The organism is Marinactinospora rubrisoli (genome assembly GCF_042664915.1).
Taxonomy (GTDB): domain Bacteria; phylum Actinomycetota; class Actinomycetes; order Streptosporangiales; family Streptosporangiaceae; genus Marinitenerispora; species Marinitenerispora rubrisoli.
Map to the genome: position 1 here is coordinate 133,512 of NZ_JBHTBH010000009.1, position 24,692 is coordinate 158,203.

Annotated in this window: 14 protein-coding genes; 4 read left to right on the plus strand and 10 right to left on the minus strand. The window is 73.3% G+C overall.

Annotation, left to right across the window (positions count from 1 at the left end):
• Positions 1 to 74: 74 nt before the first annotated feature.
• Together hrpA and ACFQRF_RS19125 are read right to left on the minus strand one after the other, a co-directional pair.
• Positions 75 to 4,010 carry an ATP-dependent RNA helicase HrpA gene (gene hrpA, locus ACFQRF_RS19120; RefSeq protein WP_379872496.1) on the minus strand — a complete coding sequence of 1,312 codons (3,936 nt, stop codon included), beginning with the start codon at positions 4,008 to 4,010 and terminating at the stop codon, positions 75 to 77.
• An 88-nt stretch (positions 4,011 to 4,098) separates the two neighbouring features.
• Entirely contained in the window at positions 4,099 to 4,707 is a 609-nt protein-coding gene (locus tag ACFQRF_RS19125; protein ID WP_379872497.1) for a hypothetical protein, read from the minus strand.
• Between the two features lie 173 nt (positions 4,708 to 4,880).
• Between ACFQRF_RS19125 and ACFQRF_RS19130 the strand changes: the two genes are divergently transcribed.
• Positions 4,881 to 5,990: a serine/threonine-protein kinase gene (locus ACFQRF_RS19130; protein WP_379872498.1), complete on the plus strand. Its 1,110-nt coding sequence runs from the start codon at positions 4,881 to 4,883 to the stop codon at positions 5,988 to 5,990.
• 380 nt (positions 5,991 to 6,370) lie between these two features.
• Positions 6,371 to 7,213 (plus strand): glycosyltransferase family 2 protein, encoded by an 843-nt coding sequence (locus tag ACFQRF_RS19135; protein ID WP_379872499.1) that lies wholly within the window; start codon positions 6,371 to 6,373, stop codon positions 7,211 to 7,213.
• 22 nt (positions 7,214 to 7,235) lie between these two features.
• Here ACFQRF_RS19135 and ACFQRF_RS19140 read toward each other — a convergent pair whose 3' ends face one another.
• On the minus strand, positions 7,236 to 8,459 hold the full coding sequence (locus tag ACFQRF_RS19140) for a glycosyltransferase (protein ID WP_379872500.1): 1,224 nt from the start codon (positions 8,457 to 8,459) through the stop codon (positions 7,236 to 7,238).
• 194 nt (positions 8,460 to 8,653) lie between these two features.
• Between ACFQRF_RS19140 and ACFQRF_RS19145 the strand changes: the two genes are divergently transcribed.
• The gene (locus ACFQRF_RS19145) at positions 8,654 to 9,391 is read left to right on the plus strand and encodes an SGNH/GDSL hydrolase family protein (RefSeq protein WP_379872501.1); all 738 of its coding nucleotides are present in this window, start codon (positions 8,654 to 8,656) and stop codon (positions 9,389 to 9,391) included.
• 53 nt (positions 9,392 to 9,444) lie between these two features.
• Here ACFQRF_RS19145 and ACFQRF_RS19150 read toward each other — a convergent pair whose 3' ends face one another.
• The 3 genes from ACFQRF_RS19150 to ACFQRF_RS19160 all read right to left on the minus strand — a co-directional run bounded on the left by ACFQRF_RS19150 (position 9,445) and on the right by ACFQRF_RS19160 (position 13,818).
• On the minus strand, positions 9,445 to 10,818 hold the full coding sequence (locus ACFQRF_RS19150) for a condensation domain-containing protein (protein WP_379872502.1): 1,374 nt from the start codon (positions 10,816 to 10,818) through the stop codon (positions 9,445 to 9,447).
• An 11-nt stretch (positions 10,819 to 10,829) separates the two neighbouring features.
• Positions 10,830 to 12,287: a condensation domain-containing protein gene (locus tag ACFQRF_RS19155; protein WP_379872503.1), complete on the minus strand. Its 1,458-nt coding sequence runs from the start codon at positions 12,285 to 12,287 to the stop codon at positions 10,830 to 10,832.
• A 127-nt stretch (positions 12,288 to 12,414) separates the two neighbouring features.
• On the minus strand, positions 12,415 to 13,818 hold the full coding sequence (locus ACFQRF_RS19160) for a condensation domain-containing protein (protein ID WP_379872504.1): 1,404 nt from the start codon (positions 13,816 to 13,818) through the stop codon (positions 12,415 to 12,417).
• Positions 13,819 to 14,969: 1,151 nt separating this feature from the next.
• Between ACFQRF_RS19160 and ACFQRF_RS19165 the strand changes: the two genes are divergently transcribed.
• Complete coding sequence (locus tag ACFQRF_RS19165) at positions 14,970 to 16,757, plus strand: hypothetical protein (protein ID WP_379872505.1); 1,788 nt, start codon at positions 14,970 to 14,972, stop codon at positions 16,755 to 16,757.
• Between the two features lie 67 nt (positions 16,758 to 16,824).
• Here ACFQRF_RS19165 and ACFQRF_RS19170 read toward each other — a convergent pair whose 3' ends face one another.
• From ACFQRF_RS19170 to eccCa, 4 genes are all read right to left on the minus strand, one after another.
• Positions 16,825 to 19,065, minus strand: a complete 2,241-nt coding sequence (locus tag ACFQRF_RS19170) for a hypothetical protein (RefSeq protein ID WP_379872506.1) — start codon at positions 19,063 to 19,065, stop codon at positions 16,825 to 16,827.
• A 72-nt stretch (positions 19,066 to 19,137) separates the two neighbouring features.
• Positions 19,138 to 20,163, minus strand: a complete 1,026-nt coding sequence (locus tag ACFQRF_RS19175) for a DUF6177 family protein (RefSeq protein WP_379872507.1) — start codon at positions 20,161 to 20,163, stop codon at positions 19,138 to 19,140.
• The gene (locus ACFQRF_RS19180; protein WP_379872508.1) at positions 20,163 to 20,558 is read right to left on the minus strand and encodes a hypothetical protein; all 396 of its coding nucleotides are present in this window, start codon (positions 20,556 to 20,558) and stop codon (positions 20,163 to 20,165) included. The genes ACFQRF_RS19175 and ACFQRF_RS19180 overlap by 1 nt, the downstream gene beginning before the upstream one ends.
• The gene (gene eccCa / locus ACFQRF_RS19185) at positions 20,555 to 24,550 is read right to left on the minus strand and encodes a type VII secretion protein EccCa (protein WP_379872509.1); all 3,996 of its coding nucleotides are present in this window, start codon (positions 24,548 to 24,550) and stop codon (positions 20,555 to 20,557) included. The genes ACFQRF_RS19180 and eccCa overlap by 4 nt, the downstream gene beginning before the upstream one ends.
• Positions 24,551 to 24,692 lie beyond the last annotated feature (142 nt).

Below are 24,692 nucleotides of genomic sequence, written 5' to 3' on the forward strand. Positions count from 1 at the left end.
CACCGCTATACAGGCTCCATGGAGTACAAGGCAAGGCGATGGTCGCGCTTGGGCTGAACAGAACCGGCCGCCGATCACCCCGCCAGCTTCTGCAGCGCCTTCGCGATGCGCTTGTCAGAGACCGGGTAGGCCGTGCCCAGCTCTTGCGCGAAGTAACTGACCCGCAGTTCCTCCAGCATCCAGCGGACCTCCCGGACGTCGGCGTCGGCCGCGCGGCCGGGCGGCAGGTCGGCCACCGCCTTGTCGTAGGCGGTCCGGCATTGCGCGACCTTGGCCAGGTGCGTCTGGTCGCGGCGCGGGTTCTCCGGCAGCTTGTGCAGCCGGTGCTCGACCGCGCGCAGGTAGCGTTCGAGGTCGGGCAGGCGACGCCGCCCGGCGGCGGTGACGAAACCGGGGAAGACGAGCTCGGCGAGCTGTCCCTGCACGTCGTTGAGCGACGGCAGCACGGCCAGGCTGGTGGTGCCCTTGATCCGGCGCCGCACCTGCTGCCAGAGCACGAGGACCCGCTCCACCGCGGCGACCACCTCGGCGAGGGTGTCGGCGAGGTCGGCGCGCACGCGGTCGGCGAGGGCGTCGAACGCCGCCGGTTCCCAGACCGGGCCGCCGGCCTCCGCCATCAGCGCGTCCACGGCGCAGGTGAGGCAGTCGTCGAACAGCGCCGGCACGCTGCCGTGCGGGCCGTCGCTGAGCACCAGCTTGGACCGGTTCCCCAGCCCGCGCTGTACCACGGCCACCGGTGAGGGGATCCGCAGCAGGAGGAGCCGCCGGGTTCCGGCCCACATCGCGTGCCGCTGCTCGGCCTCGGTGTCGAAGATCCGCACGGCCACGCTGTCGCCCTCGTCGACGAGCGCCGGATAGCCGCGGACCGCGTGCCCGGCCGTCTTGCGCTCGAAACGCCGCTGCAGCGGGCCGAAGTCCCACGCGGTGCGGCCGGTCTTCTCGATCCCCTTGGCCTCGGCCGAGATGGCGGCCTGCAGCTTGGGTTTGAGCCTGCGACGCAGCTCGTCGAGGTCCTTGGCCTCGGCGAGGGCGCGGCCGCGGTCGTCGACCGCCCGGAAGGTGACCTTGAGGTGGTCGGGCACCCGATCCAGTTGCCAGGCGTCGGAGGGGATGCGGATCCCGGCGGTGCGGCCCAGCTCGCGGCCCAGCGCGTCGAGCAGCGGCTCCTCATGTGGACGCAGCCGGGCGAGGACCGCCCTGGCGTGGTCGGGGACCGGAACGAAGGAGGTGCGGATCGGTTTGGGCAGCGACCGGATCAGCGCAGTGACCAGCTCCTCGCGGAGTCCGGGAATCTGCCAGTCGAACCCGTCGCTCTCGACCTGGTTGAGCACCTTGAGCGGAATGTGCGCGGTGACGCCGTCGGCGTCCGCGCCCGGCTCGAACTGGTAGGTGAGCGGGAAGGTGTGCTCGCCCTGCCGCCAGACGTCGGGGTAGTCGCGCTCGCTGACGTCCTCGGCGCGCTCGTTGATCAGCATCGACTTCTCGAAGTTGAGCAGCTCCGGCTGCCCGCGCCGGACCCGCTTCCACCAGGAGTCGAAGTGCCGGGCCGAGACGCACTCCTCGCCCAGCCGCCGGTCGTAGAAGTCGAACAGTGTCTCGTCGTCGACGAGGATGTCCCGGCGCCGCGCGCGGTGCTCCAGGTCCTCGACCTCGTCGAGCAGCCGCCGGTTGGCGTGGAAGAACGCGTGGTGGGTCTGCCAGTCGCCCTCGACGAGCGCGTGCCGGATGAACAGTTCCCGCGACACCTGCGGGTCGATCCGGCCGTAGTTGACCTTGCGCTGCGCGACGATGGGCACCCCGTACAGGGTGACCTTCTCGTACGCCATGACCGCGCCCTGGTTCTTCTCCCAGTGCGGCTCGCTGTAGCTGCGTTTGACCAGATGACCGGCGAGGTTCTCCGCCCACTCCGGTTCGATGCGCGCGGCCATGCGGCCCCACAGCCGGGAGGTCTCGACGAGTTCGGCGGCCATCACCCAGCGCGGCTGCTTCTTGAACAGCCCCGACCCGGGGAAGATCGCGAAGCGGGCGCCGCGGGCACCCAGATACTCGTGCTTGTCGGGGTCCTTGAGCCCGATGTGCGACAGCAGCCCGGACAGCAGGGACACGTGCACCTTCTGCGGGTCGGCGGGCGCGGTGTTCACCGTGATGTCGAGGGTCTTCACCACCTGGCGGAGCTGGTGGTAGATGTCCTGCCACTCGCGGACCCGCAGGTAGTTGAGGAACTCGGTCCGGCACATCCGGCGGAACTGGCTGGAGGACAGCTCGCGCTGCCGCTCCTGCAGGTACCCCCACAGGTTGAGATAGGCGAGGAAGTCCGAGTCCTTCTCGGCGAACCGGGCATGCCGCTCCGCGGCGGCCTGCTGCTTGTCCACCGGGCGCTCCCGCGGGTCCTGGATGGACAGCGCGGCGGCGATGACCATCACCTCGCGGACGCAGCCGTTGTCACCGGCTTCGAGCACCATGCGGCCCAGGCGCGGGTCCACCGGCAGCTGGGCGAGCCGGCGGCCGAGCGGGGTCAGCCGCCGCCGCGGGTCGGGCTCGTCGGGGTCGATCGCGCCGAGCTCGTGCAGCAGCAGGATGCCGTCCTTGATCTGGCGGCGGTCCGGTCCCTCCACGAAGGGGAAGTCGGCGATATCGCCGAGCCCCAGGGCGGCCATCTGCAGGATGACGGAGGCGAGGTTGGTGCGCAGGATCTCCGGGTCGGTGAACTCCGGCCGGGAGAGGAAGTCCTCCTCGGAGTACAGCCGGATGCAGACGCCCTCCGCGACCCGCCCGCACCGGCCCTTGCGCTGGTTGGCCGACGCCTGGGAGATCGCCTCGATCGGCAGCCGCTGCACCTTGGTGCGATGGCTGTACCGCGAGATGCGCGCGGTGCCGGGGTCGACCACGTACCTGATTCCGGGCACGGTCAGCGACGTCTCGGCGACGTTGGTGGCCAGCACGATCCGGCGGCCGCGGTGCGGCGCGAAGACCCGGTGCTGCTCGGCCGCCGAGAGCCGGGCGAACAGCGGCAGCACCTCGGTCTCGGGCAGCTTCAGCTTCTCCAGCGCCTCGGCGGTGTCGCGGATCTCCCGCTCGCCGCTGAGGAACACCAGGATGTCGCCCAGCCCCTCCGCGCGCAGTTCGTCGACGGCGTCGCAGATCGCCTGCGTCTGGTCGCGGTCGTTGTCGGCGGTGCCGTTCCCGGCCGTGCCGGTGTCCGCGCCGTCGCCGGTGATGGGGCGGTAGCGGACCTCGACGGGATAGGTGCGGCCCGACACCTCCACGATGGGGGCGTCTCCGAAGTGCCGGGAGAACCGCTCAGGGTCGATGGTGGCCGAGGTGATGATGACCTTGAGGTCGGGCCGGCGCGGCAGCAACTGCTTGATGTAGCCGAGCAGGAAGTCGATGTTCAGGCTGCGCTCGTGCGCCTCGTCGATGATGAGGGTGTCGTACTGCCGGAGCAGCCGGTCCTGCTGCATCTCGGCCAGCAGGATGCCGTCGGTCATCAGCTTGACGAGCGTGTCACCGCCGGCCTGGTCGGTGAAGCGCACCTTGTAGCCGACGGCGTCGCCGAGCGAGGTGCCGAGCTCCTGGGCGATGCGCTCGGCGACGGTGCGCGCGGCCAGCCGGCGCGGCTGGGTGTGCCCGATGGTGCCGAGCACGCCTCGGCCGAGTTCCAGGCAGATCTTGGGAAGCTGCGTGGTCTTGCCGGACCCGGTCTCGCCGGCCACGATCACCACCTGGTGGTCGCGGACGGCCGCGAGGATATCGTCCTTCTTCTGGCTGACCGGCAGTTCCGGCGGGTACTCGATCTCGGGGACGGCGGTGCGGCGCCGCCGGATCCGCTGCTCCGCGGCGTCGACGTCGGCGGAGATGGCGGCCACCACCGCGTCGCGTTTGCGGGAGTCGCGGATCTTCTGGAGCCCGTCGATACGCCGACGCAGCCGGTGCCGGTCGGACGGCATCAGCTCGGTGAGGCGTTCGCGCAGTTCGGCGAGGGGGGAGGGCGGCACAGGCGGCGTTCTCATACAGGGGACAGGATAAGCGGGACCGCAACCGGTTTTCCGGTGGCCCGGCGGTGCAACGCGCCGGGTGGCCGCCCTTGTTCCCGGTGGCTCAACGCGGTGCCGGCCCGGCGCCCGCCGGCCCGCCGCCCGGTGTGACGGTCTGCAGCAGCCCCCACGTGAAGTCGGCGATGTACCGTCCCACCGCGCCGTCCGGTCCGGACGCGGTGAGCGCGAGCCGCCACCGCGAAGGCGCGGTGCCCTCCATGGGGGTCACCGGGGCGAACGCCCGCGCGACGTCGTCCACGACGAGCGCCCACGGCCGCAACTCCCCGACGTGCCGGGGCACCGGGGCGGGCGTGCCCGGGGCGCGCACCAGCCACTCCTGCCACACCGCCCCGCCCGGCCCGGTGACGACCTCCCAGCGCAGGTCCGGCCAGAGCGGCAGCCGCCAGTGGTGGCGGCGCAGCCGCAGGTCGCCGAACGGCCGGTCGGCGACGGACTCGGCCGCCCCCAGCACGTACCGGTAGCGGCGCACGCCCTGGGGAGCCGTCCGGGAGCGCAGCATCGCCTGCCACCGGCGGTTGACCTCGCGTGATTCGGTCCGCGTGGCGTTGAGGGCGCGCAGTGCCCCCTCCACCAGTTCGGGCCGCTGGTCGGCCATGCGGCGCAGCAGGACCATCTGGAACGCGCGCGGTCCCCATCCGTTGTCCGGTGTCATCGCCCCAGCCTGCCCCAGGCCGGTGGCCGACGGGTGATCCGGGGGGCGGCGGAGACGGGCGACGGCCCGCGCCCGCAGGATCTATGCTCTCTGCGTCCGCTGACCCGACATCCAGGACGTCCAGTGCCAGTACCGGAAGTGCCACCGACCACCGGGCCGTGGGGAGGCCCGGCGTGATCGCCCGTGGCCGCCGGCGGCTGGCCCGGCTGCGGCCCGAGGATCCGCGCGAGGTGGGGCCGTACCGGATCGTGGGCCGGGTCGGTTCCGGCGGCATGGGCACGGTGTACGCGGGCACCACGCCCGAACTCTCCGGCTACCTGGCCGTGAAGGTGGTGCACGCGGCGCACGCGGTCGATCCGGCGTTCCGGCGCCGCTTCGCCCGCGAGGCGCGTCTCATGGTGCGGGTGGACAGTTCGTGCGTCCCGCGGTTCCTGCGCGCCGACGTCGAGGCGCCGCTGCCCTGGCTGGCCACCGAGTTCGTTCCGGGCCCGACCCTGCGGCACCACGTGGAGCGGCACGCCCCGCTGCGCGGCGGCATGCTGCTCGGGCTCGCCGCCGGTGTCGCCGAGGCGCTACGCGCCATGCACTCCGTGGGGATCGTGCACCGCGACCTCAAGCCGAGCAACGTGGTCCTGGCACCCACCGGCCCCAAGGTGCTGGACTTCGGCATCGCGCACGCCGCCGAGGACCCGACGCTGTGGCTGCGGCTGCGCCGGATGCGGCGCCGGGTGCGCGACCTGCGGCTGCCCGTGCCCTCGGCGCTGCCACCCCGGCCGGGCCGGACGCGGGACTCCACGGGCGCGGGGCGGCCCGACCTCGTGGGCACGCCGGGCTGGATCAGCCCGGAGCAGTACCGCGGCCGGCCGGTGACGGACCGGTCCGACGTCTTCCTGTGGGGCGCGCTGGTGGCGTTCGCGGCGGCCCGGCACGACCCGTTCGGTCACGGGCACCCCAAGGTGCTGGCGCGCCGGGTGCTGCTGGAGGAGCCCGACCTGGCGGGGCTGCCGCCCGGCTTGGAGGAGCTGGTGCTGGCCGCCATGGCGAAGGACCCGGCCGGGCGCCCCGACTCCACCGAACTACTGCGGCGCGTCCTGGCCCTGGCGGAACCGCTCCTCCCCGGCGACGCGGCACCGCGCACCGACCGGCAGCGGGTGCGGGCGCTGCTCGCCCGCGAGTGGACCCGGGTGGCGGCCCGCCCGCCGAAGCCGCCGCTGGCGCTCCCCGCCTGGCTGCCGGGCGGCGGCCCCGGCCGCGGCACGCGCCGACCGCCGGATCCCGGCTAGGGTCGGATCAGCGGCGTGCCGCGCGGGCCGGTGTCGGCGTTCACGGCATGGAGCGGTCCGGTTCACCCGGCGGCTGCGCCGGGAGAGCAAGGTTTTCATCTCGATTCAAGGACATGGTGACGCTGACCCAGTAGATATCTCTTGTTGTCGGTAGAGAGCCGACCGACACGGGTAGACAACTGCTGGGCGACCACGACCCAGCAATACCGGCCATGCCGGGCGGTGCGCCGTGATGGCCGTGGCGAATTCTCCGGGTATGCTCCCGCGTTCCGCCGGCGCCGATCTCCACCGGCCGAGCCGGAGTCCGCACCACCGGGACGCCGCGAGGGTGCCACGGCGGTGGAGAGCCGCCGCGCCGGCCCTAGAGAGTAAGGACAACTGTGCGGATTTCGGTGATCGTCCCGGCCTTCAACGAGGAGGCGGTGATCGGGCGCTGCCTGGAGGCACTGGTCGGCCAGATCTCACCGGTCGACGAGGTCCTGGTCATCGACAACAACTCCACCGACCGGACCGCGGAGATCGCCGGCCGGTACGCGGACCGTGGTGTGCGGGTGGTGCGGGAGACCCGGCAGGGGCTGATCCCGGCACGCAACCGGGGGTTCGACGAGGCCGTGGGCGATGTGCTGGGGCGCATCGACGCCGACACCGTGGTGGAGCCCGACTGGTCGCTGCGGCTGCGGGAGGCGGCGGCCGACCCGACCGTCTCGGCGGTGACCGGCCCGTCCTGGTTCTACGACGCGCCGCTGCCGCGCGCCACCCAGGCCACGCACCGGCTGTTCTGCCACCAGGCGAACCGGGTGCTGGCGGGTTACCCGATGCTGTGGGGCTCCAACATGGCGCTGACCCGCGAATGCTGGCAGGAGCTGCGCGAGCACGCCTGCCCGGGCCCGGACATCTACGAGGACCTGGACCTCGCCATCCACCTGCACCGGCTGGGACGGCGGGTGCACTACGCGAAGTCGCTGCGCACGTCCATCTCCGCGCGCCGGGCGGCGGGCTCCCCCCGCGACGTGAGCCGGTACCTGCGGGTCTGGCCGCGCACCTACCGGCTGCACGGCGAACGGCGCGCGGCGGCGGGAGCGTGGGCCATCCACGCGGCCGTCCTCGTTCCGGCGCAGCCCGCGCTCGCGATGGTGCTGCGGGCCTACGCGCCCGACCAGGGGCTGTCGCTCAGCCGGCTCTTCTCTTCCCACGACGAGGCGGTCTCCCGCCCGATCCCCTGATCGCCGCCCGTTCGGCGGGCGCTCACGCGGAGCGGGAGCGCGCCGTCCGCCGCCCGGCCAGTGCCTCCCGGTAGACCCGTTCCAGCCGTTCGGCGAACCGCTCGCCGGTGTAGTCGGCCGCCAGCCGCCGGGACCCCGCGGCCAGGGCGGCGCGCAGGCCGGCGTCGCGGACCAGGCGGCCGAGACCGGCGCCGATGGCCGCCGGGTCGGGTTCGGTCAGCACGGCGTTCTCCGGGGTCACGCCCTCGCTGAGGTCGGGGTCGCACGCCAGGATCGGCAGCCCCGCCGCGACCGCCTCAACGACGGCCATGGGGTGGTTGTCGAAGCCGCATGAGGTGATCGCCGCGATGTCGGCGCGGTCGAGTGCGGCGAGCACCTCGGCGTGCGGGCGCGCGCCGAACAGCCGGACCGGCATCGGGTGTGCGGCGAGGAAGGCGCGGCACTCCCGCTCCTGCGCGCCGCCGCCGTACACCTCGGCCCGCCAGCCGGTGGGGGGCAGGGTGCGCAGCGCCTCCAGGAACGGCAGGACCCGTTTCTCCGCGCTGAGCCGGCCGGCCCACACGATGGTCGGCTCCCGCGCGGCGGTCCGCTCCGGCCGGTCGCGGGCGGTGACGGTCACGTTGGGCACCACGTGCAGCGGCGGGCGCACCCCCCGGTCGGCCAGTTTCTCGGCGAAGTGCCGCGAGGGGACCAGGACCGCGTCGGCGGTGTTGGCGTGCCGGACCATGAAACGCCACACGTTGTGCTGCGCCGGGGTGGCGTCCTCGGCCGGCCGGTAGGTGTCGGGTCCGGGGCGGAGCATGAGCCGCTGCAGGCGGACCAGGCGGCGCGACCACAGCAGCGGATCGGCGAAGGTGTCCTCCAGCTGGCGGTGCATGAGGGTGTGCATGGTGACGACATAGGGAGCGTCGCAGGCCCGTGCGACCGCGCGGGCGGCCATCGATAACCCGAACTCGGTGTGACCGTGCACGATGTCGAAACCCCCGCGCCGGGCGATCTCGGCGACCAGCCGACGCTGGTGGTGCGGCAGCGGCAGGTAGGGGCGGTGCTGGTCGAACGCCAGCCGCGCGGCGCTGGGCAGGTGGATGACGTGCGCGGCGCGCATGTCGCGCCGTTGCCCGTAGCTGGCGCACACGATCGTCACGTCGTGGCCCCGCTCGGTCAGCAGCCGGTGCTGGGCCGCCACGAGCGTCTGGACTCCCCCCACTGCGGGCAGGAAGTAGTCCGTGAACAACCCGATACGCACCGTTACAGAATAGGGGCCGGACACAGGCGACCTGGACCGACACGGCCGCGCGCGGCCGGTGCAGCCACGAAGGCCCGATCCGGCGGGCCGCCACCGGCCGCGCTTTACACACCGGCACGGCGCGGTTACGATCGGCAGGTCCGGGAGCGCTCCCAGCCCCCTCTCCCCGCGGAGGGGAGACCGGAAGGAGCACGATGCCCCGTTCACGCACGCTTCGCCGAATCCTGCACCCGCTGACCGGCCTGGGGACCGCGATCGCCCTGGCGCTGGCCGTGCTCGGCGCCGCCCCGGCCGCCGCGGCGGCCGGGCAACAGGACGCCACCCGCATCATGCCGCTGGGCGACTCCATCACCGGCTCGCCCGGCTGCTGGCGCGCCCTGCTGTGGGACGCGCTCCGGGAGAGCGGCCACACCGGCCTCGACTTCGTCGGCACCCTGCCGCCCCAGGGGTGCGGGATCGACCACGACGGCGACAACGAAGGACACGGCGGCTACCTCGTGACCAACGTCGCGAATCAGGGCCTGCTGGTCGGCTGGCTCCAGGCCACCGACCCCGACGTCGTCCTCATGCACTTCGGCACCAACGACGTGTGGAGCGGCATCCCCACCGCCACGATCCTGGACGCCTACGGCACGCTCGTAGCGCAGATGCGCGCCCACAACTCCGAGATGCGGATCCTCGTCGCCCAGATCATCCCGATGGATCCGGCGCGGAGCTGCGCCGGCTGCGGCGATGGCGTCCAGCGGCTGAACGCCGCGATCCCCGACTGGGCCGCCGCCGAGAACACCCCGGAGTCCCCGGTCATCGTGGTGGACCAGTGGACCGGGTTCGACACCGGCGCGCACACCTACGACGGAGTGCACCCCAACGCCGCCGGCGACCGGCTGATCGCCGAACGCTGGTTCCCCGCGCTCACCTCGGTCCTGGGGTGACGCCGGGCCGTGCTCTTGGCGGCTCCGAACCGCGGGGTGCCCACAGCGCGGCGCTACCCCGGTTTGACCGAGGTGAGCACGTCGGTCCACGCGGCCAGGTAGGCCGACAGGTTGGCCCGGGCGATCGGCGTGTCCGGGCCGCGCACGCGCAGGAACAGCCCGTCCGCCGTTCGGGACACCCAGAACTGGGCGTCGTCGGCGATCGTCTCGTTGCTGATGTGCCACGGGTCGATGCCGGGGTACCGCTCCGCGCCGGGGAACCGCCGGTAGTCGATGTAGGAGAGCATGAAGACGTCGTTGCGGGTCCGCCTGATACCGCCCACCGCGGCGAGGGCGGCGGGCAGCGGCACCTCGGCGGTGGCCAGGGCCTCCCGGAACGCCCGGTGCGCGGCGGTGAGCACCTGGGGGAATCCGCCCGCCGCGTCCACATCGAAGGCGATCGGCGCGGCTTGGATGAACCAGCCGACGGCGGTGCGCCAGCGTGGGTCGGTGCGGGTGTGCAGCGGCGTGACCAGCCGGAAGCCGTCGGTGACACCACCGAGCCGCCGCGCGGCCAGCCCGGCGGACGCCAGCAGTCCGGTGAACACGCTGCCGCCACCGGCCCGGCACACCTCCTCGAACATGGCGGCGGCCGGGCCGTCCATGAGCCTGCGGCACTCCGTCAATTGCCGTTCCGGCCGCCCGGCCCGCACCCCCAGGTCGAGTGGGAAGGACGGCAGCGCTCCGTCGCCGGAGCGCAGCAGCTCCCGCCACGGCCGGACCTGGTCGCGGCCGGGCGGCGGGCGCGGTGCCCACTCACGCGCGCAGTAGTCGACGAAGCTGCCCGTCTCGGGCAGCTCGACCGGCCGCCCGTGGCTGATCGCCTGGTGGATCTCGTACAGCTCGTGCACCGCGAGCGCGAGGGAGTACCCGTCGACGTCGCAGTGGTCGAAGCCGCAGAACACCGTCGTCCGGTGCGGGCGGACGATCGCCCCCGGCAGGTAGGACGGCCAGGAGAGCGGGCGGCAGCGCCGGTCGAAGCCGCGGCGCAGGTGCGCGGCCAGCCGCGCCGAGGTGCCGAAGTGACCGGCCTCGGAACGGACCAGCCGCAGCCGCGCCGCCGGGAGCACACGGCGCTCGACGCCGTCCGCCCCGCCGCCCCGGGGCGCACCGAACGCGCTGCGCAGCGTCTCGTGCCGCCGGATCCAGTGGGTGAAGGCGGCCTCCAGGACGTCCAGATCCGCCCGGCCGGGCAGGTCGAAGGCGAAGGCCAGCCACGTCCCGACGTCCTGGCCGGCGACGGCGTCCATGTGCAGGCGCTGGTTGAAGGAGGGCGGCGCGGGGTGGCGGGGTTGCTCCGCCATGGCGGCCAGGGCCGCCGGCGCCGCCCGCCACTCCACCACGGTGCCCGGTTCGGGGGCGTACCGCCCGATCGTGGTGACGCGCATCGGACCGGGGCTCAGCCGCGCGACGCGTCGAGGGCGGGGGGCGCCACGGCGTCCCGCCCGATCGGGTAGTCGCCGGTGCGCACGACGGTCGCGACGATCTCCCGGACGCGTTCCAGGTACCGCCGGACGTTGACGCGCGCGACCGGGGTGTCGGGGTAGGTCGTCTTCAGGTAGGTCTGCTCCCACATCCGGTTGACCCAGATGGGCGCGTCGAACCCGGATCCCGGACCGGCCAGCATCTCGAACCGGGCCTTCTCCCGCTCCCGGGCGCCGCCGATCCGGCGGGTGTCGATGAAGGACACCATCGGCGGCACCGCCCGAGGGTTGCCCAGCAGCCCTCGCACGCCCAGGCCCAGGAGTTCGAGCACCCGGACCGCCGGCGCGTCGGCCAGCTCCCGGGTCGCGGAGAACGCGTCCTGCGCGGTGCCGACCAGGTCCCGGAAGCCGTCGTGCCCGCTCACCGGGAAGTACAGCGGCGCCAGATTGATGAACCAGCCCTGGGTCGCCCGCCAGCGGCGCAGGTCCCGGGTCTGCAGCACGGTGAGCGTCCGGTACAGGTCGTGGCCGCCGAGCTCGTAGGCCGCGATACCGAGCGCGGCGAACACGCCCGAGGCGAAGCGGCCACCGCTCGCCTTGCACACGTCGGCGAAGGCGTCCGCCTCGACCTCGTCGCACAGCTGGATCTCCAGCTCCAGCTTGGGGTACTCGCGCTCCGGGGTCACACCGAGGTCGAGCGGGAAGACCGGTGAGGTCCCGTCGCCGGCGCGCCAGAAGTCGAGCCATCGCTCGATCGCGGGCGACTCCACGGTCAGCTCGGCGGCCCTGGCGCGCTCCACCGCGCTGTACTCCAGGTGGCTGCCCGGCTCGGGCAGCTCCGCGGGAACACCGGTCACCTCGGCCTCGTACAGCCGCCGGATCTCTTCGTAGACCCGCAGCAGCGAGTAGCCGTCGGTGTGGACGTGGTCCACCCCGTAGTAGAAGGTGGTGGAATCGTCGCGGATGATGGCGCCCATGACGAAAGCGGGCCAGCCCAGCGGGCTCGTCGACGTCGCGAAGCGCTGGTAGAGGTGATCCCGGATCTCGGCGCCCGTGGTCAGGTCGCCGACCACGGAGGTCACCAGTTCCACCGCGTCGGCCGGAACGCGGTGGCGGCGCAGCTCACCGTCCTCGGCTCGGTGGAACCAGGTGAGCAGCGTCTCGTGCCGGGTGACCCAGGAGTGCAGCGCCGCCGCCATCGCCTCGGTGTCCACGGCTCCGGGCAGTTCGAACACCACCGAGACCCACGGTGAGTGCACGATCCCCGCCTCCTGGTTGGCGAGGCACCGGCGGATGTGGTTCTCCTGCGTGAAAGAGAGCGGGGCCGGGTGCTCGGGGGCCTCCGCGGCGGCGTCCAGCGCCGCCTGGCTCACGCCCCACTCGACGACGCGGCCGGGCCGCGGCTGGTAGTCGTTGATGCTGTTCATCAGCATGGCTGGTGTCCTGTTCGTTTCACTGCGTGGTTTCTTCGCGGGCCTGCGGCCCGATGGCGGGCGGCGGCGCGGCGCGGTCGACGGACGTGCGGGGAACCCGTCGGCCATAGCGGCGCGACCGTCGCGGCTACACGGCGACGGGCACCGGGGTCCCGGTCGTGAGGTCGCCGGTGACGGCGACCGTACCGAGGATCCGCCGGATGAGGTCGACGTATCGGGGAACGTGCTCGGCGGCGTGGCCGGAGCTGGGGTACCTGCAGGTGGCGTACACCCCCTCGTGCGTGCGGTTGATCCACAGGTAGACCTCGTCGCGGGAGGCCACCCGCGCGTAGCAGGCGCGGGCGTTCCACTCCGGCCACCGTTCGGAGCCGGGCGTGGCGCGCAGGTCCATGTAGGAGAGCACGAACCGGGGCCGCAGTGGCGTGCCGAGGAGTTCGCAGACCCGGGCGAAGGGCACCTTCGCCATGGGCCGGATCTCCCGGGCCGCCCGGCCGGCGCCGCGCACGAGGTCGCCGAACCCGCCGTGCTCCGGGACGCTGAGTTCCAGCGGCGCGAGCCCGATGTACCAGCCGAGGGACGCCGCCCACCACGTCTTCGACCGGGTGTGGAAGGGGATCAGCGTCCGGAAGACGGGCGCGCCGCTCAGCTCGTTGCCGGCGAGGGCCGCGGCCGCCAGCACGGCGGTGAAGAGGGAGCCCCGTCCCGCCCGGCAGGCGGTCTCGGCCGCCGCGGCCTCCTCCGAGCTGAGCAGCCACTCGCACCGGCCGCTCTGCCAGGCGGGTTCGCCGGGTCCCGAACGCACCTCCACGGGGAATCGCGGGAGTCCGTCGCCGGCGCCCAGGAAGTCCCGCCAGCGGCGGACGGTCGGGTGGTCGCCGCCGAGGGCGGCCGCCTGGATCCGCTCCGCGCTGCCGAAGTCGACGTAGCTGCCCACCTCGCCCAGCGCCACCGGCGTACCGGAGATCTCGGCCGCGTAGAGGGTCTGGATCTCATGCGCGACGAGCAGGACGGAGTAGCCGTCGACGTTCAGGTGGTCGAACGCGAGACAGACGGTCGTGGAGTCCGCGTGCGCGATCGTCGCGAAGGCGTAGGACGGCCAGTCCAGCGGGTCGGTCGCGCGGTCGAACAGGTCGTCGAGGTGGCGGGCGATCTCCGCGCCGTCGGCGATGTGGCCGACCACGGCCGGGCGGACGGAGACGTCCTCCGGCGCCAGCGTGCGGCGGCGCAGCTCGCCGCGGGTGTGCCGGAACGTGCTGCGCAGCGTCTCGTGCCGGCCGATCCAGTGCCGGAGGGCGGCGCGCAGGGCCACCGGGTCGACGGTCCCGGGCAGTTCGAAGACGGTCGCCAGCCAGGTCGGCGCGCGAATGTGCACCTCGCGGTCGCGGACGGCGTGCCGCAGGTGTGCCTCCTGCAGGTAGGAGGGTGGGCGGGGGTCGTCTGATAACGCGCCCGGGTCGGTGGCCGGTACCGCTCGCCATTCGGTGAGCAGGCCGGGGCGGAAGGGGTAGTCGGAGAGTTCGGTGAACTTCATCGCTGTCTTCCTCGTGCGGACGGAATCCCGGACAGCGGACTTCCGGCGCTGCGCGGGATGTGAAAACAGGTGAGGTGCGACCAGGATCCTCCAACAACAGCACGCACGGCGCCAATTCGCGCACCATCAGGAATCACCGCAGAATTCCTCGGATACCCAGGTCGCCCAGAAAGCACAGAAAACCATTCACAGCAGGCGGAAAGGGACGAGAACGTGGCCGGTGCCGACCGGAATCGATAGGGGCGAGACGTCGCGACACCCTCCCGACGTGCACCCGTCACGTGCACGACACACCACCGACATGCTCACACCGCGTGCGCGGCACGACACGCCCCGCCGTCGTGGGAAGAGACAGTATCAGTGACAAATCAGAACGCAATAGTCGCGAAATGTGAGCAAGGGCACCACAATAACCACGAACCGGACGTTGCATCGCGGTCCCTGCGAGCGGTGCGGCACCGCCGCCCCCGCACGGCGGACGCAACCGCAGGCCGTCGGCGGAGCGGCCCGGCACGACGGCGGGAGGCGCCCGCCGCCCCTCCGGCATGACGCACCGGCCGGCGCCGGCGGGCCGCGCACGGGGTGGGCGCACGCACTCAAGAACACCACTATGCTCGGGACACCGGCACCCGAGTTTCGCCGTGAATGACGGCACTGGTCATCGGATGATCACACCCGCCCGGATTTCCGCAACAGCGAACGACATGCGATTGAACGGTATCGCAATATTCGGGGGTCCCCCGGGAACAAATGTCGAAGAACCCGGGACTGATCGCGCCACGTTCCCGTTCGGTAGTTCTTCGGTTTTTGCCAGATTTCCCGGTTTTCGAGGTATTCCCGCGCGTCTCCCCTGGATTCAGGTGTTCTCCGAGGTTCGCGGCCCCGGCGGCCCGGCCAGGCCTGCCCCCAGGCCGGGCCGACGCGCGCCAGGCGGACCCGTGGCGGTCCGACCGGCCACCGGCCGCGCAATCGCACGGCCACCGGCCCCGGACGCGAACCGGCCGGACGGCCCGCGATGCCGTCGTCCGGCCGGTTCGCGACGGGCCGCCGGACTCCACCCGCCGCACGCCGTCGGCAGGCCGCTTCGATACGCTGGTCCGTCACGCGGCGCGGGCGACCGCGACGAACACGGCAAGGGGTCAGGAAGGCAGATGTCGGTCGACGAGCGGCTTCGCGTTCCCATCGGTTCGGCGGCGGCGACCTGGTCGACACGGCCGGACTGCCGCCGTGTCCTCGTCATCGCGCACACGGTGACCTCGGTGACCCGGCTGCTCGACCTGCTTCCGATATTCGACTCCGACCCGCGAATTCAGGTGGTCGCCACCCGCGCACGGACGTCCAATTTCCGCGAGGGCGTCACGGAATTCCTCACCGACCTGGGGTTCGCCGTGGCGCCATGGGAACAGGCCGTCGAAGAGCGCTTTGACCTGGCGGTTTCCGCGAGTCTGGGCGACGACATGCACCTCCTGCGGGCGCCGCTCATCGTCGTTTCACACGGCGCGGGATATAATAAGCTGATGAAACCGGAAACCGGAAACCGGAAACCGGAAACCGGAAACCGGAAACCGGAAACCGGAAACCGGAAACCGGAAACCGGAAACCGGAAACCGGAAACCGGAAACCGGAAACCGGAAACCGGAAACCGCAGTGCGGTGTTCGGGCTCTCCACCGAGACCCTAGTTCGGGACGGCCGGCTGGTGCCCTCCGTCCTCGTCCTCTCTCATCCGGAGCAGCTCGACCGGCTGGGTGCCTCGTGCCCGGAGGCGGTCCCGTCCGCGCTCGTCGCCGGTGACCCCACCTACGACCGCATCCTCGCCGGTCGCAGATGGCGGGCGGAGTACCGGCGGGCGCTCGACGTCGGCGAGCGCCGGATGGTCCTGGTCAGCTCGACGTGGGGCCCGTCCTCGCTGCTGGGCCGGCGTCCGGAGCTGCTGAGCGCGCTGGTGGGCGAATTGCCCGCCGACGAGTACCGCGTGGTGTTCGCCGCCCATCCGAACGCCTGGCACGGGCACGGTCCCTGGCAGCTGCGGAACTGGCTGGCGTCCAGTGAACGCGCGGGGCTGCGGGTCCTGCCGCCGCGAGTCGGCTGGCAGGCCGCGCTGGTCGCCGCCGACCACGTCATCGGCGACCACGGGTCCGTGACCTTCTACGGGGCGGCCCTCGGCACGCACACCATGCTCGGGACATTCCCGCACGACGAGCTGGATCCGGCCTCGCCCATCGCCGAGTTCGGCCGGACCGCGCGGCTGCTGGCCGGGGACCGTCCCCTGCGCGACCAACTGGTGGCGGACGCCGATCGGCACCGCCCGGACCGATTCGCCGGTGTCACCCGGCTGCTCACCTCGCTGCCCGAGAAGTCGGCGCGGGTGCTGCGCACGGCCTGCTATCGGCTCATGGACCTGCCCGAGCCCGGCCACGCCGTCCGTGTCACACCGCCCGAGCCGCCCCGGCCGTTCCAGCGGCAGTGGCCGGACGTCGGGGTGTCGGTCCCGATGACGGTGACCGCGGACGGCGACGCGGCCGAGGTCCGCGTCGAGCGGCGCCCGGCGGAGCTGGTGCGGGACGGCCGGGTGGTCCTCGACCGGCCGCACATCGTGGCCGGTGCCGATGAGCCCGACACGCACTGGCTGGAATCCGCGGACATCGTCGTCGAGGCGCGGGACACCGGCGAGCCGTGGCGGCGGGTCGCGGACACGCTCGCCGCGCATCCGGGTGCGCGGTTCGCCGCCGTCCGTTCCGGACCCGACTGCCTGGTGGGCGCACGCGGCGGTCGCCGGTTCCGGCTGCGTCCCGAGACCGATCCGTCCGGAATCGCCCCGGAGGTCTTCGCGTCGGCGTTCTGGCGGGTGTACACCGCGCTGCGGGGCAAGGTCGCCGCGGGCACGGTGAAGGTGCACGTGGGCGAGCGGCACGTGGTGCTGCGGGTGGTCCCGGAATGAGGGTGCCGCCGCCGGCAGCCGCGCCTTGTCCGCTCCCCGGCGGCGACCGCCGCGAGCACGCCTGTGCTCAGCGGCCGTTCAGGCCGGCCAACCGCTCCCCGACCCTGCGGGCATCGCGCCGCGCCTCCGCCGCCGTGTACAGCTCGAACGCCCTCTCCAGGTCGGCGCGCGCTTGATCCGGCGCCCGCCGGCCAAGGGCGTCGGCCCGCAGCACGTGCACGTCGGCCGCCCGGCGGTGGTTGCCCAGACGGGTCAGGCCATCGATGGCGGCGTCCCAGTGCCGCACCGCTTCATCGAGCCGTCCCGTCCGCTCGGCGAGTTCGCCAAGCGCCGTGCGGACCCGCGCCTCGTTCTGCAGGTCCGGCACCGGCCGGGACCGCACCTGCTCCCAGGCCAGGCCCAGCCACTGCCGCGCCTCCTCGAACCGCCCCTCCCCCAGACGCGCCTGACCGAGCTTGCGCATCTCGTTCAGCTCGGCCCGCTCGTCCGGCGGGGTCAGTCCGCGCGCGACGTCCAGCGCGTCCGCGAAGAACGCACCGGCCCGGGGGAACTCTCCGCTCTCCAGATGGACGTCCCCGACCGCCTCCAGGGCGGTGAGCAGCGCCAGGGGCTGCCCCGGACCGGCCGCCCGGGCGAGCTCGACGGCCGTCATCGCGTCGGCCAGCGCCGCGGCACGCTCCCCGTCACGGCGTAGCGCGATCGAGCGCTGCACGTGGATGCGGGAGAACTCGGCCGGGGAGATCAGTTCGCTGGACCGCGCCGCGCGGATCAGCTCGGTGTGGGTGTCGACCACGTCGTCGAAGTGACCGCGCACGAACCAGAAGGCCCACAGCGCCTCGCAGAGCCGGCACGCCGCACGGAACCGGCCCTGCCGGACGGCGAACCCGACGACCGACTTCAGCGTGGCACGCTGCGGGCCGAGCCGGGCGTGGGCGGCCGCACGGCTGTCGAACGGCATCCGCGGGAGCGGCGGCGCCGCGGGCCGCGCCACCCGCTCGTGCAGCCAGCGGCCCGGCAGCAGCACGTCGTGCGCGGCGAGCGCCAGGTCCAGGTAGTGGTCGAGGATGCGGGTGACCAGGTCGTCCCCGCCGACCGTGCCGGCGCGGAGCGCCAGCATCACGTGCTCGTCGCGGAAGCGGTACCGCCGGTCCGGCCCGGTGTCCGTCGAACCCGCGTCGAGGACGTCCAGCACCTCGGCGTCGACCAGTGCCGCGAGGCCGCGGTCGGCCGCGCCGCGGTCGCCGCCGGCGAGCGCCGCCGCGAGGTGGCCGTCGAACTCGGCGTCGGGATGCCAGGCGAGCATGCGCGCCAGGTCACGCTCCCGCGCCGGGACGGCGTCGAGGGGGTCGGCGGCGATCCGCGTCGTGCCGGCCGGTCCCGTGCGCGTCCCCAGAACGGCCTCGTGGACCGCGGCGATCCCGGGTGGCGAGTCGCGCTCGGCACGCCGGATGCGCGTGGCCAGGTGGACCAGGGTACGCGGACTGCCCGACGCCGCCGCGGCGAGGTCCTCGGCCATCCGCCGGTCTGCCGGGGTAGCGAACGGTACCCGCGCCCGGGCGCTGAGCAGCCGGACGGAGTCGTCGCCACCGAGCGGGCCGACCGGGATCTCGTACGGCTCGATGTGGGTGAGGACATCCGCGGCGGAACCGCCGCCGTCCTCTCCGTCGCCGTCCAGCGCCGGGTCGAAGGGGCGCGTCCCGGCGACCACCACCAGGCTGCCGGCCGCGGTGGGCACGAAGTGCCGGATCTGCGCGAGGCTGTCCGGTGCGTCGACGAGGACGGCGCACGCTCCCCGGCCCAGCAGCGTCTCGCGGACCAGGCTCGACCGGCGTTCGACCGTCGCGGGGATGTCCTCGTCCGCGTGCCCGAGCCGTCGGCAGAACACGCTGAGCGACTCAGCGATCCCGTCACGCCCCGGCGCCACCCGGTAGAAGCCGCCGCGGAACCGCGCCGCCTCCTCATCGCGCAGCACCTTCATGAGCCGCAACGCGAGCGCGCTGGTGCCGATGCCCGAGGGCCCGAACAGGGTCAGCAGGGTGACGACATCCGGGCCGTCCATGACGATCGCACGCGCCTCGTCCAGCACGTCGTCACGGTCCACGAACCTTGGTGGGCCGGGCACCCAGTAGGGCGGAGCGTCCTCGGCGGCGGCCGACCGGTCGCCCGTCGCCAGCCGCAGGTCGCCGCGCATGCTGCCGATCTGGATCAGGGTGCCGGAAGCATCGCCGGCCGAGTTGCCGCCGGTGCCGGCGGCCGGGACGTCCGCCGGTCGCCGCTCCCGGTCGCCGGCACCATCGCGGTCAGCCATGAGACACTCCCCCATCCGCACGTGGCGTCATCGCGGCGCCGCCCCCGTACGGTGGCGCGTTTTCGGCCCGTCTCACGCCGCTCTCGGGCCTTCCGGCCGCAGGTGGGCCATCAGCGCGCCCAGACGGGACCAGGCGTCCGGGTCGGTCCCGTCGCCCAGCGGATACCAGACCGACGGCGCGCTCTCGGGCCCCAGGGCACGGCCCTCGGCCGGGGCGGCCAGCGCCGCCCCGAGGCCGATCTCCGACACGCCGCGGCTGCCGACCGCCATGCCCACCGGGTTCGGGGTGCCGAACCAGTGCGGCGAGTAGGTGAGGTCCGGGCGGCCGGTCAGGCGCTGGACCGTCATGGTGAGCAGGCCGCCCCGATCGGCGAACTCCCGGGCGAGGTCGGCGAGCTCGCCGATCGGTGGCTCCTCATCGTCGCGGTAGCCGACCGCCGCCGTGATCGTCTCCTTCACCCCGGAGGTCACGCGCGCCACCCGCTGAGTGCCGATGAAGCTCCGGGTGCCGTCGCCCGGCCCGGCGATCGTCAGCAGCGTCGCCTGCGGTGCCCGGCGGCGGCACAGGTCCGTCATCTCGGCCGGGTTCCACGGTGACAGGGCCGGTTCGCCCACGCCCCAGCCGGCCGGTGCGGCGCCGGTGAAGGTGGCGGCCAACGTCTCGATCGCGCCGCCGATGACCAGGTCCTCGGTGGCGGGGTGCACGAGCCGGAGGTCGACGAGCAGCTGACCGCCCGGCGCCGACGGCGCGTCGAGGAAGGTGCGCGAGGGGCCGCCGGTGGCGGCGCCGGGCGCGGGCAGCGTGTACCCGGCGGCGGCGTCCCACACCAGCGGTGCGCCGGAGAACCCGTCGTAGTGTCCGCTGCCGTCGGGCTCCTCGACCACCCAGCGCGCCTTGGCGTTGTTCAGCAGGGTGCGCAGCGGAAGCGTGACCCGCGATCCGGCCGGGGTGAGCACCTGCAGGCCGCGCTCGCTCCGCGCGGACGCCGCCGCGGCGTCGGCGATCCAGGACGTGAGCGGGACCAGCGGCCGGTCCTGCACGACCAGAGCGGTCCTGGCGGTGACGAGCTCGACCGCCGGGTGCTGCGTCAGCGACATCACGCCTCCTGTCCGTGGCCCACGCGCCCGAGCAGCCGTGGGGCGGCCGACCACACCGTGCCGCCGAGCCGGTCGGCCAGGCCGTCGGCGAACCGGTGGGCCAGCGCGACCGACTCCGGGTCCGAGCGCGCCGCCCGGGCCTCCACCCACCAGCAGGGGTCGGGCATCCGGGCGGCCGTGTCGGCGCCGAGCAGCCGTTCGACCTCGCCGGCGACCTCGACGCGCTGCGCCGCCTCGATGCTGAGCAGCGGCCGCCCGGCCGGGTCGCACAGCTGGATCACCGCGCCGTCGCCGCCGCCGCGGACCTTCAGGTCGGCACCGGCGCGCACCATGGCGTCGACCAGCCCGCGCACGTCCGGGGGCCGCCCGACCAGCGCGACCACGTCGTAGCTCACCCGTTCTCCTCCGTCTCCTCGACCAGTGCGGTCTGCATGAGGCGCGGGGACTCGCCGCGCCGGATCCACCGCCCACGGCCGGGCGGCTGCGCGTCGGCGTACACCCGTGGGAAGAGCTGGCCCTCGCTGCGGTCGCCGGACATGAGCACCGCGCCGGTGCCGATCTCGCGCATGGCCTGCACCAGCGGGTCGTACAGCCCCCGGGCGGCTCCCGCGACACGGCGGGCCACCACGAAGTGCAGCCCGATGTCGGGACCGTTGGGCACGTAGGGGACGAACGGGGCGAGCGGCTTCTGCCCGGCCGTGGTGAGAACGTCGTAGTCGTCGGCGAGGACGACGATGCGCGGTCCCTTCAGCGTGCCGGGCTCGGCCCGCCCGGGATCGGACTCGTCGGGCATCCGGTCGGTCAGCTCCTTGGCGACCCCGTTCGCCAGCCCCGCGCAGACGCGGGCGCTGCTGGCGTAACCGCCGAGGTAGGGCTCGGGGATCACGCCGCGCAGCGTCCGCCGCGGGTCCATGACGGCGAAGACCACCTGCTGGGGGGTGTACCGGCTGATGAGCCCCTCGGCGACCAGCCGCAGCAGGTTCGTCTTGCCGCACTCGCCGTCGCCGAGCACGAGCAGGTTCTGGTCGCGGTCGAACAGGTCGAGCAGGACGGGGTCGAGGGCCCGCTCGTCCACCCCGATCGGGACCAGCCGGGCCTCCCGGTCGGGACCCGGCAGGGTGCGGGCCGGCAGCCGGTACGGCAGCACCCGGACCGGCGGCGCGACCGGGCCGCGCCACACGCTGCTGACCGCCCGCGCGGTCTTCTCGACGACCTCGGCGAGGTTGTCGAGCTCCGGTAGCGCGTCCACGCGCGGCAGCGCCACCTGGCCGAAGAGCTTGCGGTCGGTGAGCGCCCGGCCGGGCACGTCGGCGCTGATGGTCTCGGCGAGTTTGCGGTCTACCGAGGAGTCCGACGGGTCGTTGAGCCGCAGCTCCACCTTCTGCCCGAAGTTGGACTGCATGGCCATGCGGACGTCGTTCCAGCGCAGCATCGCGGCCACGACGTGCACGCCGTACCCGCTGCCGCGCTGCAGCAGGTCGGAGACCATCTCGTCGACCTGCTCGAAGTCCTTGCGGATGGCGCCGAAGCCGTCGATGCACAGGACGACGTCGGCGCTCGGCAGCTCCGGGATCTCCCCGCGCGCGTGCATCCGGCGCAGTTGCTGGACCGAGTCGATGCCGCGGTCGCGGAACACCTGCTGGCGGTGGTCGAGCATGTCCCGCACCTCCTCGACCGTGCGGCGGACCCGCTCGCTGTCGCTGCGGCTTGCGACACCGCCCACGTGCGGAAGGTCGGACAGCGCCTGCAGACCGCCGCCCACGAGGTCGAGCCCGTAGACGGCCACCTGCTCGGGCGTGTGGGTGAGGGCGAGGGACAGCACCATGGTGCGCAGCAGGGTGGTCTTGCCGGTCTGCGGGCCGCCGATGATCGCCAGGTGGCCGCCGGATGCGGTGAGGTCGAGGCTCCACAGCCCCTGCCACTGCTTCGCCGCGTCGTCCAGCACGCCGACCGGCACCTGGAGCCGGGGCAGGTCGGTGGGCAGCCGCATCGCCTCGCCGGTGAGCTGAATCGGCCCGGTGACCAGGTCCAGCGTGGTCGCCGACGGCAGCGGCGGCAGCCAGATGTTGCGGGTGGGCTCGCCGTGCCGTGCCAGCTGCCCGACCATCACGTCCAGCAGAGTCGGGCCCGCCGTGCGCTCGGGCAGGCCGGGTTCGTCCCCGGCCGCGGCCGGCTGCTCGGGCGAGCCGGCGGTGTTGTACGCCGGGTAGCCGCGGACGGGGGCGCGCTCCTGCTGCCGCTCCTCTTCCTCAGCCGAGACCGGCCCCCGGTAGGCGCCGGACACGTATCCGGCCTTGAACCGCTGGTAGACCGTGGTGTCGACCTTGAGGTAGCCGAAACCGGGAAGCGCCGGCAGGTGGAAGGCGTCCGGGCTGTCCAGCACCGTGCGGCTCTCCTCCTCGGAGAAGGTCCGCAGCCCCAGCCGGTAGGAGAGGTAGGTGTCCAGTCCGCGCAGCTTGCCGCCCTCGATCCGCTGGCTGGACAGCAGCAGGTGCACCCCGATGCTGCGCCCGATGCGGCCGATGGACAGGAACAGCTCGATGAAGTCAGGGCGCGCGGTGAGCAGCTCGCCGAACTCGTCGATGATCACCAGCAGGTGCGGCAGCGGCGGCAGGCTCGGGTCCTGCGTGCGCCGGAAGGTGTAGTCGCCGATATTGGCCACATTGCCGGCGTCGCGCAGCACCTGCTGGCGGCGCTGCACCTCGCCGGAGAGGCTGGCGTGCACCCGCTCGATCAGCGCGGCGTCGTCCTCCAGGTTGGTGATGACCCCGGCGACGTGCGGCAGCCGCTCGAAGGGCGCGAACGTCGCGCCGCCCTTGTAGTCGACCAGCACCATGCTGACGCGGTCCGGCGGATGGGTGGCGGCGAGCGCGATCACCAGGGTGCGCAGCATCTCGCTCTTGCCGGAGCCGGTGGCCCCCACGCACAGCCCGTGCGGCCCCATGCCGAGCTGGGCGGCCTCCTTGAGGTCGAGGACGACCGGCTGGCCGAGATCGTCGGCGCCGATGGGCACCCGCAGGAAGGCCCGCTCGCTGCGCGGCGACCACAGCCGCGCGACGTCCATCTCGCCGGGGTCGGGCACCCCCATCATGGTGGGAAAGTCGACGCTGCCGCCCTCGGCCGCCGTCTCCTCGACCGACTCCCGGGACAGCCGCAGTGCGGTCAGCATCGACGCCAGGCCCGCGGCCGTGGCCGCGGAGACGTCGTCCACCGTGCCGGTCAGGGTCGGCGCGGCCTCCGCGCGCAGGTCCTGGACGCGCACCTGGTCGCCGGCGACGGTCAGCCGGAGGCTGACGTCCCCGGGCTCCTCGACCTGGTCGGCGACCAGGTGGATCACCGTGACGCCCAGATCCGCGGGGGCGACGGCCTCGTCGGGACGGACCAGTTCGCTGGCGACCTCGCCGTGCGTGTCGTGGACGACGACCAGGCGGCGCATCATGCGGTACGCCTCACGCTTGCCCATGCCGCGCCGCACCTCGGCCGCGAAGTCGGTGCGGGAGCGCAGGTCGTCGGCGAGCAGCACCCCCAGCTGCGCCGGGGTGGGGGCGATGAGCCGGGCGTTCACCCCACCGTCGCGGCGCTGCGGATCGAGCACCTGGGGCAGCCACTTCACCCACTCCCAGTCGGCGGCGCGACCGCCCGGGTACATCACGGCCAGCGCGGCGTCCTCCGGGGCGTGGAACGCGCTCAGCTGGACGATGAGCGCGCGCACCAGGCGGAGGACGTCGGCGCGGTCGCCGACCACGCTGACGTTGCCGACCATGTCCAGCGGCACGGTGAGCGGCATCTCCGGCACGGTCTCGAAGCGCCGGATCACGGCGTCGGCCTCGGAGAGCATGAACGGGTCGGTGGGGGTGAGGGCGGTGCCCTTCTCGGCCAGCTGGAGCGGCCGCCCGGGCATCAGCCCCGTCCCGAGCCGCACCCGCAGGAAGTCGGGATCGCGGCGGCGGCGCTCCCACAGACGGGTGGGGTCGCGCACGATGTCGTACAGCGCCTCGGGCGGCGGATCCAGCAGCCGGGCGGCCGCGCGGGCGTCGCGCTCCCAGCCGCCGAGTTCCTCGCGCAGCTCCTCCAGGTACTGCAGGTACAGCTCGCGCTGGCTACGGCGCTGCCGGGCGGCCTGGCCGCGCCGGGAGAACATCATGGCGGCCCCGCCGAGCAGCGCCACGACGAGGACGACGGCGCCCAGCACCATGAACGCGGGGTTGCGCATCACCATCATGATGGTCAGCGACGCCGCCATGCCGATCATGGGGAGCAGAGAGAGCCACTGGTTCCCCTGCGCGTTGCCGTCCGGGAGTGTGGGGGGCGCCTCGACCTGGTAGGGGCCGTGCTGCGGGGGCGGGTGCATCGTCCTGGCCGGCCGATGCACTATTCGGGTCGTCACCAGCCTTCTCCTCGAATGGGATGGCGCAGGTTCGGGAAATGTTCGACGGGGTTCGCCCGTATTCTATAGAGGGTGTCCCTGACGGCGGCCTGTCAATTCGCAGGCACGGCACTGAATGAGACGGATCGGAGCTGTCCCCTGA

Coding starts and splice junctions, on each gene's coding strand:
- hrpA (WP_379872496.1), bottom strand. CDS start 4,010: ATGAGAACGCCGCCTGTGCCGCCCTCCCCCCTCGCCGAACTGCGCGAA.
- ACFQRF_RS19125 (WP_379872497.1), bottom strand. CDS start 4,707: ATGACACCGGACAACGGATGGGGACCGCGCGCGTTCCAGATGGTCCTG.
- ACFQRF_RS19145 (WP_379872501.1), top strand. CDS start 8,654: ATGCCCCGTTCACGCACGCTTCGCCGAATCCTGCACCCGCTGACCGGC.
- ACFQRF_RS19150 (WP_379872502.1), bottom strand. CDS start 10,818: ATGCGCGTCACCACGATCGGGCGGTACGCCCCCGAACCGGGCACCGTG.
- ACFQRF_RS19155 (WP_379872503.1), bottom strand. CDS start 12,287: ATGCTGATGAACAGCATCAACGACTACCAGCCGCGGCCCGGCCGCGTC.
- ACFQRF_RS19160 (WP_379872504.1), bottom strand. CDS start 13,818: ATGAAGTTCACCGAACTCTCCGACTACCCCTTCCGCCCCGGCCTGCTC.
- ACFQRF_RS19165 (WP_379872505.1), top strand. CDS start 14,970: ATGTCGGTCGACGAGCGGCTTCGCGTTCCCATCGGTTCGGCGGCGGCG.
- ACFQRF_RS19170 (WP_379872506.1), bottom strand. CDS start 19,065: ATGGCTGACCGCGATGGTGCCGGCGACCGGGAGCGGCGACCGGCGGAC.
- ACFQRF_RS19175 (WP_379872507.1), bottom strand. CDS start 20,163: ATGTCGCTGACGCAGCACCCGGCGGTCGAGCTCGTCACCGCCAGGACC.